Source organism: Streptomyces sp. NPDC037401 (assembly GCF_055602345.1).
Map to the genome: position 1 here is coordinate 103,269 of NZ_JBVJWO010000025.1, position 12,524 is coordinate 115,792.

12 protein-coding genes and 1 pseudogene are annotated in these 12,524 nt (G+C 72.4%); 12 read left to right on the forward strand and 1 reads right to left on the reverse strand.

The window, feature by feature from the left end; translation table 11 throughout:
- Nucleotides 1–98 precede the first annotated feature (98 nt).
- Complete coding sequence (locus ACZ7H1_RS25295; protein ID WP_470789921.1) at nt 99–1,040, forward strand: LysR family transcriptional regulator; 942 nt, start codon at nt 99–101, stop codon at nt 1,038–1,040.
- Nucleotides 1,041–1,084: 44 nt separating this feature from the next.
- Here ACZ7H1_RS25295 and ACZ7H1_RS25300 read toward each other — a convergent pair whose 3' ends face one another.
- The gene (locus ACZ7H1_RS25300; protein WP_470789922.1) at nt 1,085–2,218 is read right to left on the reverse strand and encodes a YihY/virulence factor BrkB family protein; all 1,134 of its coding nucleotides are present in this window, start codon (nt 2,216–2,218) and stop codon (nt 1,085–1,087) included.
- Between the two features lie 17 nt (nt 2,219–2,235).
- Between ACZ7H1_RS25300 and ACZ7H1_RS25305 the strand changes: the two genes are divergently transcribed.
- The 11 genes and pseudogenes from ACZ7H1_RS25305 to ACZ7H1_RS25355 all read left to right on the forward strand — a co-directional run.
- The gene (locus ACZ7H1_RS25305) at nt 2,236–3,891 is read left to right on the forward strand and encodes an acyl-CoA dehydrogenase family protein (RefSeq protein ID WP_470789923.1); all 1,656 of its coding nucleotides are present in this window, start codon (nt 2,236–2,238) and stop codon (nt 3,889–3,891) included.
- A 291-nt stretch (nt 3,892–4,182) separates the two neighbouring features.
- Nucleotides 4,183–5,475 (forward strand): helix-turn-helix domain-containing protein, encoded by a 1,293-nt coding sequence (locus tag ACZ7H1_RS25310; RefSeq protein WP_470789925.1) that lies wholly within the window; start codon nt 4,183–4,185, stop codon nt 5,473–5,475.
- A 13-nt stretch (nt 5,476–5,488) separates the two neighbouring features.
- Nucleotides 5,489–6,049 (forward strand): GNAT family N-acetyltransferase, encoded by a 561-nt coding sequence (locus tag ACZ7H1_RS25315; RefSeq protein WP_470789927.1) that lies wholly within the window; start codon nt 5,489–5,491, stop codon nt 6,047–6,049.
- Nucleotides 6,050–6,337: 288 nt separating this feature from the next.
- On the forward strand, nt 6,338–6,421 hold the full coding sequence (locus ACZ7H1_RS25320; RefSeq protein WP_470789943.1) for a putative leader peptide: 84 nt from the start codon (nt 6,338–6,340) through the stop codon (nt 6,419–6,421).
- Nucleotides 6,422–6,621: 200 nt separating this feature from the next.
- Nucleotides 6,622–8,316: a nitrite/sulfite reductase gene (locus ACZ7H1_RS25325; RefSeq protein ID WP_470789928.1), complete on the forward strand. Its 1,695-nt coding sequence runs from the start codon at nt 6,622–6,624 to the stop codon at nt 8,314–8,316.
- Entirely contained in the window at nt 8,313–8,492 is a 180-nt protein-coding gene (locus ACZ7H1_RS25330) for a hypothetical protein (protein ID WP_267752922.1), read from the forward strand. Before ACZ7H1_RS25325 ends, ACZ7H1_RS25330 begins: the two co-directional genes overlap by 4 nt.
- On the forward strand, nt 8,489–9,190 hold the full coding sequence (locus tag ACZ7H1_RS25335) for a phosphoadenylyl-sulfate reductase (RefSeq protein ID WP_470789930.1): 702 nt from the start codon (nt 8,489–8,491) through the stop codon (nt 9,188–9,190). The genes ACZ7H1_RS25330 and ACZ7H1_RS25335 overlap by 4 nt, the downstream gene beginning before the upstream one ends.
- Nucleotides 9,191–9,249: 59 nt before the next feature.
- Nucleotides 9,250–9,795, forward strand: coding sequence for an adenylyl-sulfate kinase (gene cysC, locus ACZ7H1_RS25340; RefSeq protein WP_470789932.1), 546 nt, complete (start codon nt 9,250–9,252; stop codon nt 9,793–9,795).
- Entirely contained in the window at nt 9,792–10,742 is a 951-nt protein-coding gene (gene cysD / locus ACZ7H1_RS25345; protein WP_470789934.1) for a sulfate adenylyltransferase subunit CysD, read from the forward strand. The genes cysC and cysD overlap by 4 nt, the downstream gene beginning before the upstream one ends.
- Nucleotides 10,743–10,744: 2 nt before the next feature.
- The gene (locus ACZ7H1_RS25350; RefSeq protein ID WP_470789936.1) at nt 10,745–12,091 is read left to right on the forward strand and encodes a sulfate adenylyltransferase subunit 1; all 1,347 of its coding nucleotides are present in this window, start codon (nt 10,745–10,747) and stop codon (nt 12,089–12,091) included.
- 176 nt (nt 12,092–12,267) lie between these two features.
- Nucleotides 12,268–12,524: pseudogene (locus tag ACZ7H1_RS25355) on the forward strand (sulfate ABC transporter substrate-binding protein); the annotation flags it as partial.

A 12,524-nucleotide genomic window follows, 5' to 3' on the forward strand; every position in this document is an offset into this window, starting at 1 on the left:
TCCGACCTGCGGGAACAACGGCCGGATCCTCATCCTTCCATGAGCGTGGCTACTCGATCGGCCGGCGGCCACGCCCCGGCCCTGGGGAGGGGAGACCGGTGAGCGGTCTGGAGATGCGCGAGCTGGAGGCGTTCCTCGTCCTCGCCGAGGAGCTGCACTTCGGCCGCGCGGGCGGGCGGCTGTACGTGTCGCAGAGCCGGGTCAGCCAGCTCCTGCGCTCCCTGGAGGGGCGGATCGGCGCCCCTCTGTTCGAGCGCACCAGCCGCCGGGTGAGCCTGACCCCGCTCGGCGAGGAGTTCCTCGCCGGGCTCGGTCCGGCGTACGCGGCGCTGCGGGCCGCCGTCGACGGGGCCCGCGCCGCCGCGCACGGCATCGGCGGCGCCCTGCGGGTCGGGTTCCAGGGCACGGTCGACGACGGGGTGGCTCGCGCCCTCGCCCTGTTCGGGGACCGGTACCCGCAGTGCGCGGTCGACCTGGTCGAGGTGCCGCTGTCGGATCCGTTCGGGGCGGTGCGCCGCCGGGAGGTGGACTGCGCGGTGGTGCTGCTGCCGGTCGAGGAGGAGGACCTCGCGCCGGGGCCGGTGTTCTCACGGCAGCCGCTGACCCTCGCGGTACCGGTGCGGCATCCGTTCGCCGCGCGGGAGTCCGTTTCCGCGGAGGAGCTGGCGGACTGCCGGCTGATCGGGATCCGGGACCCGGCGCCGGAGTACTGGCGGCTGGCGCAGGCGCCGGGGGTCACGCCCGGCGGCCGTGCGGTGCCGGTCGGGCCGTGCGTCAACACGCTTCAGGAGGGCCTGAGCCTGGCGGCGGCCGGCCGGGGGGCGATGCTGCTGTGCCGGTCGACGGCCGAGTACCACGGCCGGCGCGCGTCGGTCGCGTTCGTGCCGGTCCGGGGGCTGCCGGAGTCGCTGCTCGGCCTGATCCGCCTCCGCAGCCGTCCCGTGCCCGCCGCGGAGGCCTTCGCCCGGGCGGTCGCCGAGACCGTGTCCGGAGGGGGGCCGGGCGGGGCGGTACGGGCCGCGGGTCCGCGCGCGGTGTGACGTCCCGGCGTGCAGTGTGACGTGTGGCAGTGCACCGTGCCGGGTCAGTGCGGGTGGCGCTCCGTGTGCTTGCGCAGGCGGGACTGGTAGTCGTCGGGCGGCAGGAAATTCGACCAGCGCTCGGGGAACTCCGAGGGCATTCCGTCGTCCTCGTCGTCCTCCGACTCGCCTTCCGCCAGCGCCCGCCAGGCCGCGGCCCGTGCGATCAGCTGGGCGGCCTCCGCCTCGCGCACGCGCTCGTTGGCCTCGCGGGCGGCGGCGGTGGCCACCGAGGGCCAGACCCGGTCGATGGCGGCGTTCACGGCCGCGCCCACCAGGACCGCGAACGCCGAGATGCCGATCCACAGCAGGACGGCGACGGGGGCGGCCAGCGAGCCGTAGATGGTCGGGCCCTCGACGGTGTTCGTGAGGTAGATGCGGAGCAGGAAGCTGCCCAGCACCCACATCGCGAGCGCGACCAGCGCGCCCGGCACGTCCTCGATCCACGGCGAGCGCACCGGCACCGACACGTGGTAGAGCGTGGTCAGGAAGGCGATGGACAGCAGGGTGACGACCGGCCAGTACAGCACCGCGATGACCTCGGTGCCCCACGGGACCAGGCGCACCACCGCGTCCGGCCCGACCACCATCAGCGGCAGCACCACGGCCCCGATCAGCAGCGCGATGACGTACAGCAGGAAGGCCAGCAGCCGCGTCTTGACGATGCCGCGGTGCCCGTCGAGCCCGTACATCACGGTGATGGTGTCGATGAAGACGTTGACGGCGCGGGAACCGGACCACAGGGCGAACGCGAACCCGAGGGAGATGATGTCGGGGCGGCCGCGGCTGGTGACGTCGTCGAGCAGGGGTCTCGCGATGTCGTTGACGCCCCGGTCGGAGAGGACCGTGCCCACGGCCCGCAGGATGTTCTCCTCGATGCTGGCCACGGTGGTGGTGTCGGTCCAGTTGTCGACGTAGCCGAGCAGACCGATGAGGCCCAGGAACAGCGGCGGCATGGACAGCAGGGTGAAGAACGCGGCTTCCGCGGCGAGCCCGAGGATGCGGTACTCGATGCACGAGTTGACCGTGTCCTTCAGCAGCAGCCAGGCCATCTTGCGCTTGGAGACGTTGCGGTAAAGGGCCCGGGCCCGGTGGAGCATCCCCGGAGGACGCTCGGGTGTTTCTTTTGCTGGCTGCACGTCTTTACCGTATCGGCATGGCAGCCACCACCCACACAGTCAGCAACCAGGCCCCGCCCCTGGTGGGCTACGACGTCTACGGCACGGACCGGGCCCTCGTCGAGGGAGTGGCCCGGCACCTCGGCCCGGAACTGCGGCCGGAGGCCGACGAGGAGCTGCACCGGCTGGGGCGGTCCGCGGGATCCGCGCAGGCCCAGGCGTGGGCGGCGGCGGCCAACGACAACCCGCCGAGGCTGCGCACGCACGACCGGTACGGCAACCGCATCGACGAGGTGGAGTTCCATCCCGCGTGGCACCGGCTGCTCGGGCACGCCGTGTCCGCGGGCCTGACGGACGCCTGGGGGCGGCCGGGCGGGCACCTGCGCCGGGCCGCCGGGTTCTTCGTCTGGTCGCAGGCCGAGGCGGGCAGCGGCTGCCCGCTGTCGATGACGCACGCGGCGGTGCCCGCGCTGCGGGCGGATCCGGAGCTGGCGGCCGAGTGGGAGCCCCGGCTGACCTCGCACGTGTACGAGCAGGGGCTGCGCCCGGCCGCCGAGAAGCCCGGTGTGCTCTTCGGCATGGCGATGACGGAGAAGCAGGGCGGCAGCGACGTACGGTCCAACACCACGGTGGCGCGGCCGCTGGACGCGGCCGGCGATTACCTGCTGACCGGTCACAAGTGGTTCTGCTCGGCGCCGATGAGCGACGGCTTCCTGGTGCTGGCGCAGGCGGACCGGTCGTCTTCCGGGGGCGCGGGCGGCCTGACGTGCTTCCTGGTGCCGCGGGTCCTGGCGGACGGGTCCCGGAACGTCTTCGCGCTGCAGCGGCTGAAGGACAAGCTGGGCAACAGGTCGAACGCCTCCGCGGAGGTGGAGTTCGACGGGACCTGGGCACGCCGGGTAGGCGAGGAGGGCCGGGGGGTGCGGACCATCATCGAGATGGTTGCCGCGACCCGGCTGGACTGCGTGGTCGGCTCGGCGGCGCTGATGCGGCAGGCGGTGACGCAGGCCGTGCACCACGCGGCGCACCGCAGTGCGTTCGGCGGCAAGCTCGTCGACAAGCCGCTGATGCGCAATGTGCTGGCCGACATGGCACTGGAGTCGGAGGCGGCCACCACGCTGGCCCTGCGGCTGGCGGCGGCCTGCGACGCGGACACGGACGAGGAGCGGGCCTTCCTGCGGCTCGCGGTGCCCACGGCGAAGTACTGGGTCACCAAGCGGTGCACGCCCGTGGTGGCGGAGGCGCTGGAGTGCCTGGGCGGCAACGGCTACGTGGAGGAGTCGGGGATGCCCCGGCTGCTGCGCGAGTCCCCGCTGAACTCCCTGTGGGAGGGCTCGGGCAACGTGCAGGCGCTCGACGTGCTGCGGGCGCTCCAGCGCGAGCCGCAGGCCCTGAACGCCTTCCTCCGGGAGGTGGGCCGGGCGCGGGGCGCGGACCACCGGCTGGACGGGGCCATCAAGGACCTGCTGACGGAGCTGGCCGACCTGGACGGGATCGAGGCGCGGGCGCGGCGGCTGGTGGAGCGGATGGCGCTGGTGCTTCAGGGCTCGCTGCTGGTCCGCTGGGCTCCGCCGGAGGTCGCGGACGCGTTCTGCGCCTCCCGGCTGGGCCGTGACTGGGGTACGGCCTTCGGCACGCTGCCGCACACCCTGAACCTGGGCGCGGTCGTCGAACGGGCGCGGATCCCGGGCTGACGGCCCCAACCGTCGGAGCCCGGATCCGGGCCCGTTGCACGGACGGAGGTGGCGCCGCGCCGACTCGGCACCACCCCCGCCACGAAAGCCCCGAGGAGGAGCTGCAACGCCGTCGAACGGCGTTGCGCACAGTTTCGGTCGCACGATCGGGACTTGGCGAGAGTTGCATACCGTTGCAACCCTTTGGGTCGGAACCGGGCGTGCCGTGGGACCGGGTGCGTCCCGGGCAGCGGCTCAGGCCGGTGACTTGGTCCGTTCCACGGCACGTCCGGTTCGTTCGGGGAGGATCCGGTGAGCAGCAGCACGCTCGACCTGGCGCGACTTTCGGCCATGAACGCCGAGCAGGCGGCCCGTCTGCTCAAGGGCGTGCGGGAGGCGGCGCTGGCGGGGCAGCGGCCGCCGGCCGCACCGCGCCCGGAGATCGCCGAGTCCTGGCGGCGGATGCTGGCGGGCGGGGTCCACCCGGACCGGGACGCCCGGTCCCGGATGCTGACCCTGGCCGAGACGGAGCGGCGGCGGCAGGAGTCGCCGCTGCGGGAGCTGCTGCCGGTGCTGCGCGAGAGCCTGCTCCCCGCCCTGGACGAGTCGCTGCACATCATGGTGGTCGCGGACGCGGAGGGCCGGCTGCTGTGGCGCGAGGGGCACTCCTCGATCCTGCGGAAGGCGGACCGGCTGGGGTTCGAGGTGGGCGCCGACTGGGACGAGGCGGTGGTGGGCACCAACGGCGTGGGCACGGCGCTGGTGGCGCGGCGCCCGGTGCAGGTGTTCTCGGCGGAGCACTTCGTCAGCAGCCACCACGACTGGACGTGTACGGGCGCGCCGGTGCACGATCCGCGCGACGGCAGGCTGCTGGGCGTGATCGACGTGAGCGGCCCGCTGGCGACGATGCACCCGGCCACGCTGTCCTGGGTGGCGTCGGTGGCACGGCTGGCGGAGAGCGAGCTGCACGTGCGGCACCTGACGTCCCTGGGCGGGCTGCGTGCGGTGGCGGCGCCGCTGCTGGCCCGGCTGCCGGGGCGGGCGCTGGCGGTGGACGCGCACGGCTGGACGGCCGCGGTGACGGGCATGGCGCCGGTCGACCGGGTGACGCTGCCCAAGGGGCTGGGGGCCGGTCCGGTGTGGCTGCCGAGCCTGGGGCACTGCGTGGCGGAGCCGCTGCCGGGCGGCTGGCTGCTGCGGGTGGACGGGGCGCGCAGCGGCGTGGAGGCCGCCAGGGTGGTGCTGGACCTGACCGGGCAGCGCCGCTGGCAGGCCACCGTCTGCGGGGCGGCCGGGAGCTGGACGCAGGAGTTGAGCCCGCGCCATGCGGAGCTGCTGTTCCTGCTGGCGGACCGCCCCGGCGGCCGGACGGCGGCGGAGCTGGCCGAGGAGCTGTTCGGGGATGCGACGCGCACGGTCACCGTACGCGCTGAAATGTCACGTGTCAGACGTCACCTCGCCGGGGTGCTGACCCACCGGCCGTACCGCTTCGCGGAGGGGGTCGAGGTCGCCGTACGGCTCCCGGCGGACCCGCACGCCCTGCTCCCGCACTCGCACGCGCCGTCGGTGATCAGGGCCCGCTTGGGCCGCGGCGGGCGGACGTGATTCCCTGACGGGCATGGACACCAATCTCACCACCTGGTCGCTGGAGCAGACCTCTCCGGCGGACCTGCGGCCCGCCGCCGTGCCGGACGGCGACGTCCGCATCGAGCGCGCGGAGATCCCGTCGCCCGAGTTCAGCCGCTTCCTCTACGCCTCCGTGGGCGGGGACATCCACTGGACGGACCGGCTGGGGCTGTCGTACCGGGAGTGGCAGGAGCTGCTGGAGCGTCCCGGCGTGGAGACGTGGGTGGCGTACGACCGGGGCACCCCGGCGGGGTACGTGGAACTGGACCCGCAGCCGGAGGGCTCCGTCGAGATCATGTACTTCGGCCTGCTGCCTGCCTTCCGCGGCCGCCGGATCGGCGGGCACCTGCTGTCCGTGGGCGCGGCACGCGCCTGGGACCTCGCCGAGCGCTGGCCGGAGCTCGAGCCGACCAAGCGGGTCTGGCTCCACACCTGCAGCTGGGACGGGCCCACGGCGATGGACAACTACCTCCGCCGGGGCTTCCGCCTCTTCCGGACGGAGACCGAGGAGAAGGTCCAGCCCGCCACCCCGGGCCCCTGGCCGGGCGCCTGACCCCGACCCCGCCCCGCCCGGGGCCCCCGTCCCTGGCCCGTCGGCCGGGCGCCTGACCCCGCCCCGCCCGGAACCGATCCCTCCGCCGCGGCACGCCTCCAGCACCGCTCGGGCGCGGCCCCGGCGCGCCGTGCCGGCCCCTCCGGGCCCGCTTCCCCGCTGGTCAGGGCGGGCCCGGCCCGGCGCAACAGGGTGACCCAGGCCACATCGTCCCATCCTTCGAGACGCTTTCGTCCGCATAATGGACACTAGTGGACTCCTCCAAGACCCGCATGCCACGCTTCGGCCATGGATGGAGCTGGAATTGCCTTGGTGAGTCGGCGGCACGTCGACCTCGGCCGCATGTCCAGCGCCATCTGTCCGGCGAGCTGACGGAACCAGCACCGCCGCACTCTCGCCGTCCCCGCCGTCGCGGACGCGCAGATCCCCTGATTCGCAGACCGGCCCCCACCCACCCACCGAGGGGCTGGCCTTGCCACACCTGTGCGCATTTCCACAGGTCACCGGAGTACAGGGGTCTCGCCGCCGCCAACTGCCCCCTGCTTTGAGCCGCCACCGAAGGACGTATTGCCATGGCCGCCACCCCTGACAAGCCCGCCGCCGCAGCGCGCCGCAAGACCACGCGTCACCGCGGCGAAGGCCAGTGGGCCGTAGGCCACTTCACGCCCCTCAACGGCAACGAGCAGTTCAAGAAGGACGACGACGGTCTCAATGTGCGGACACGCATTGAGACGATCTACTCCAAGGCCGGATTCGACTCGATCGACCCCAACGACCTGCGCGGCCGCATGCGCTGGTGGGGCCTCTACACGCAGCGCAAGCCCGGGATCGACGGCGGCAAGACCGCGATCCTGGAGCCGGAGGAGCTGGACGACGAGTACTTCATGCTCCGCGTCCGCATCGACGGCGGCCGGCTGACCACCGAGCAGCTGCGCGTCATCGGCGAGATCTCCGAGGAGTTCGCGCGGGGCACCGCCGACATCACGGACCGCCAGAACGTCCAGTACCACTGGATCCGCATCGAGGACGTCCCGGAGATCTGGAACCGCCTGGAGGCGGTCGGCCTGTCGACCACCGAGGCCTGCGGTGACACCCCGCGCGTCATCCTCGGCTCGCCCGTGGCCGGCATCGCCGAGGACGAGATCATCGACGGCACCCCCGCCATCGACGAGATCTACCGCCGGATCGTCGGCAACAAGGACTTCTCGAACCTGCCCCGCAAGTTCAAGTCCGCCGTCTCCGGCTCCCCGCTCCTCGACGTGGCGCACGAGATCAACGACATCGCGTTCGTCGGCGTGAACCACCCCGAGCACGGCCCCGGCTTCGACGTCTGGGTCGGCGGCGGCCTCTCCACCAACCCCAAGCTGGGCGTGCGCCTGGGCACCTGGGTCTCCCTGGACGAGGTCCCGGACGTCTACACCGGCGTCATCTCGATCTTCCGCGACTACGGCTACCGCCGGCTGCGCACCCGCGCCCGCCTGAAGTTCCTCGTCGCGGACTGGGGCGCGGAGAAGTTCCGCCGGATCCTCGAGGACGAGTACCTCAAGCGGAAGCTCACCGACGGCCCCGCCCCGGAGCAGCCCTCCGGCCAGTGGCGCGACCACGTCGGCGTGCACCGCCAGAAGGACGGCCGCTTCTACGTGGGCTTCGCCCCGCGCGTCGGCCGCGTCGACGGCGCCACGCTCACCAAGATCGCGGACATCGCCGAGCAGCACGGCTCCGGCCGCCTGCGCACCACCGCCGAGCAGAAGATGATCGTGCTCGACATCGAGGCGGACCGCGTCGACTCGGTGGTCGAGGCCCTCGAAGCGCTGGACCTGCGCGTCAAGCCCTCGCCGTTCCGCCGCGGCACGATGGCCTGCACCGGCATCGAGTTCTGCAAGCTCGCGATCGTCGAGACCAAGGCGCGCGGCGCCTCGCTGATCGACGAGCTGGAGCGCCGCCTGCCGGACTTCGCCGAGCCGCTCACCATCAACATCAACGGCTGCCCGAACGCCTGCGCCCGCATCCAGGTGGCGGACATCGGCCTCAAGGGCCAGCTGGTCCTGGACGACGACGGCAAGCAGGTGGAGGGCTACCAGGTCCACCTGGGCGGCGCCCTCGGCCTGGAGGCCGGCTTCGGCCGCAAGGTCCGCGGCCTGAAGGTCACCGCTGCCGGTCTGCCCGACTACGTCGAGCGGGTCGTCAAGCAGTACGAGGAGCAGCGCGAGGACGGCGAGCGGTTCGCGGCATGGGTCGCCCGCGCGGACGAGAAGAGCCTGTCGTGAGCGAGCGCGCCGCACCGTTCTACTGCCCGTACTGCGGCGACGAGGACCTGTTTCCGAACGAGACCGGTCACGGCGCCTGGGAATGCAGGGCCTGCAACCGGGCCTTCCAGCTGAAGTACCTCGGGCTGCTCGCCCGGGGTGTTCAGTCCGACGCCGCTGGAGGGGACGAGATATGACGAAGACTCAGGTCACCCGGGGTCTGAAGGAACTGGCCGAGCAGGCGGGCCGGGACCTCGAGGACGCCTCCCCGCTGGACATCCTGCGCTGGGCGGCCGACACCTTCGGCAGGAAGTTCGCCGTGACCTCCTCCATGGAGGACGCGGTGGTCGCCCACCTCGCCTCCCGCGCCTTCCCGGGCGTGGACGTGGTCTTCCTCGACACGGGCTACCACTTCGAGGAGACCATCGGCACCCGCGACGCGGTCGAGGCCGTGATGGACGTCAGCGTCATCACCCTCACCCCGCGGCAGACGGTCGCCGAACAGGACGCCGAGTACGGTCCGCAGCTCCACGACCGCGACCCGGACCTGTGCTGCGCGCTGCGCAAGGTCAAGCCCCTCGAAGAGGGCCTGACCGGCTACGACGCGTGGGCCACGGGCCTGCGCCGCGACGAGTCCCCGACCCGGGCGAACACCCCGGTCGTCGGCTGGGACGAGAAGCGGCAGAAGGTCAAGATCTCGCCGATCGCCCGCTGGACCCAGGACGACGTCGACGCCTACGTCGCCGAGCACGGGGTCCTCACCAACCCGCTGCTGACGGACGGCTACGCCTCCGTCGGCTGCGCCCCCTGCACCCGCCGCGTGGCGGAGGGCGAGGACGCGAGGGCCGGCCGCTGGGCCGGGCGCGGGAAGACCGAGTGCGGACTGCACGGCTGATGACGGACCCCCTTTCCCTTGAAGACCGCAAAGACGCAGACGCGACGGAGACAGAGCAGATGAGCGTGAGCGACCAGGGCGCCACGGTGTGGCTGACCGGGCTGCCGAGCGCGGGCAAGACCACCATCGCCTGCGCGCTGGCCGAACGGCTGCGCGCCGAGGGCCACCGCGTGGAGGTCCTCGACGGCGACGAGATCCGCGAGTTCCTCTCCGCCGGCCTCGGCTTCGGCCGCGAGGACCGGCACACCAACGTGCAGCGGATCGGCTTCGTCGCCGAGCTCCTCGCGAGCAACGGCGTCAAGGCGCTGGTACCGGTGATCGCGCCGTTCGCGGACAGCCGCGAGGCCGTGCGCAAGCGGCACGCCGCCGAGGGCACCTCGTACCTGGAGGTCCACGTGGCCACCCCGGTCGAGGTCTGCTCGGAGCGTGACGTGAAGGGCCTGTACGCCAAGCAGGCGGCGGGCGAGATCTCCGGTCTGACCGGGGTCGACGACCCGTACGAGGCGCCGGAGTCCCCGGACCTCCGTATCGAGTCGCACACGCAGTCCGTGCAGGAGTCGGCTTCGGCCCTGCACGCGCTGCTCACCGAGAGGGGTCTGGCATGACCACCGTCGCCCACCTGCACGAAGCGGCCGACAACCAAGAGGGCGCCGCGCCGTACGCGCTGTCCCACCTCGACGCCCTCGAATCCGAGGCCGTGCACATCTTCCGCGAGGTGGCGGGCGAGTTCGAGAAGCCGGTGATCCTCTTCTCCGGCGGCAAGGACTCGATCGTCATGCTGCACCTGGCGCTCAAGGCGTTCGCGCCGGCGCCGGTGCCGTTCACGCTGCTGCACGTCGACACGGGCCACAACTTCCCCGAGGTGCTGGAGTACCGCGACCGCACGGTCGCGCAGCACGGCCTGCGCCTGCACGTCGCGTCCGTACAGGAGTACATCGACGCGGGCAAGCTGCGCGAGCGCCCGGACGGCACCCGCAACCCGCTGCAGACCGTCCCGCTGACCGAGGCGATCCAGCAGCTGAAGTTCGACGCCGTCTTCGGCGGCGGCCGCCGCGACGAGGAGAAGGCCCGCGCCAAGGAGCGCGTCTTCAGCCTCCGCGACGAGTTCTCGCAGTGGGACCCGCGCCGCCAGCGCCCCGAGCTGTGGCAGCTGTACAACGGCCGCCACGCCCCCGGCGAGCACGTGCGCGTCTTCCCGCTCTCCAACTGGACCGAGCTGGACGTGTGGCAGTACATCGCCCGCGAGGGCATCGAGCTGCCGGAGATCTACTTCGCCCACGAGCGCGAGGTCTTCCAGCGCAACGGCATGTGGCTGACGGCCGGCGAGTGGGGCGGCCCGAAGGAGGACGAGACGCCGCAGACGCGTCTCATCCGCTACCGCACCGTCGGCGACATGTCCTGCACCGGCGCCGTCGACTCCGACGCCGCCACGCTCGACGCCGTGATCGCCGAGATCGCCGTCTCCCGCCTCACCGAGCGGGGCGCGACCCGCGCCGACGACAAGATGTCCGAGGCCGCGATGGAAGACCGCAAGCGCGAAGGGTACTTCTAGACATGACCAGCACCACCGAGCAGTTCGCCGATGTGTCGGCGACCACGCTGCTGCGCTTCGCGACCGCCGGTTCCGTCGACGACGGCAAGTCCACCCTGGTGGGCCGCCTGCTGCACGACTCCAAGTCGGTCCTGACCGACCAGATGGAGGCCGTCGAGGCCGTCTCCGCCCAGCGCGGCCAGGAGGCCCCCGACCTCGCGCTGCTCACCGACGGCCTGCGGGCCGAGCGGGAGCAGGGCATCACCATCGACGTCGCGTACCGCTACTTCGCCACCGCGCGCCGCCGGTTCATCCTGGCGGACACCCCGGGGCACGTGCAGTACACCCGGAACATGGTGACCGGCGCCTCCACCGCCGACCTCGCCGTGGTCCTGGTCGACGCCCGCAACGGCGTGATCGAGCAGACCCGCCGGCACGCGGCGGTCGCCGCCCTGCTGCGCGTCCCGCACGTGGTCCTGGCCGTCAACAAGATGGACCTGGTGGGCTACGAGGAAGCGGTCTTCGCGAAGATCGCCGAGGAGTTCACCGCGTACGCCTCCGACCTGGGCGTCCCCGAGATCACCGCGATCCCGATCTCGGCGCTCGCCGGGGACAACGTGGTCGACCCGTCCGCCAACATGGACTGGTACGGCGGCCCGACGGTGCTGGAGCACCTGGAGACGGTCCCGGTCAGCCACGACCTCACCGCCTGCCCGGCGCGCTTCCCGGTGCAGTACGTGATCCGCCCGCAGACCGCCGAGCACCCCGACTACCGGGGCTACGCCGGCCAGATCGCCTCCGGCGTGCTGCGCGTCGGCGAGGCCGTGACCGTGCTGCCCTCGGGCCGTACGTCCGTCATCGCGGGCATCGACGCGCTCGGCGAGAGCGTCGACATCGCCTGGGCGCCGCAGTCGGTGACGCTGCGCCTGGCGGACGACATCGACATCTCGCGCGGCGACCTGATCGCGCCGTCCGCTAACGCCCCGGCCACCACGCAGGACGTCGAGGCCACGGTCTGCCACGTGGCGGACCAGCCGCTGGCCGTCGGCGCACGGGTGCTGATCAAGCACACCACGCGCACGGTCAAGGCGATCGTCAAGGAGATCCCCTCGCGGCTGACCCTGGACGACCTGTCCCAGCACCCGGACCCCGGGCAGCTGGTGGCCAACGACATCGGCCGTGTCGTCGTACGGACCGCCGAGCCGCTCGCGCTCGACGCGTACGCCGACTCGCGCCGCACCGGATCGTTCCTGCTGATCGACCCGGCCGACGGAACCACCCTGGCGGCGGGCATGGCGGGCGAGTCCTTCGCCTCCCGCGCCCACACGGCCGACCAGGCCGCACGGGACGACGACGGGTGGGATTTCTGATCATGCCTGCCGACTTCTACACGGACTTCGCCAAGGAGGGCGGCCGCGTGGGCAGCGGTGCCCTCGGCAGCGGCCAGGGAGGGGTGGCGCGATGTGTGCGCTGACCGCCTTCGACCTGACCTTGTTCCACGAACGAAGACGTCACATCAGGTGACGCATCGAGAGGAAACCCTCCCGTGTCTGCTGCCCGTACCACCCGCGCCACCCTGCGCCGCAGCTTCGTCGCCGCTGCCGCCCTGCCGCTGCTGATCGGCGCGCTCGCCTCCTGCGGCTACGGTTCCGAGGCCAGGGATGAGAAGAAGGACGCGAAGAACGTCGCGGCCACCGGTAAGAAGCTTTCGGCCGACAAGGTCCGGATCGGCTACTTCCCGAACCTGACCCACGCGACTGCGCTGGTCGGTATCCAGGAGGGGCTGATCCAGAAGGAGCTGGG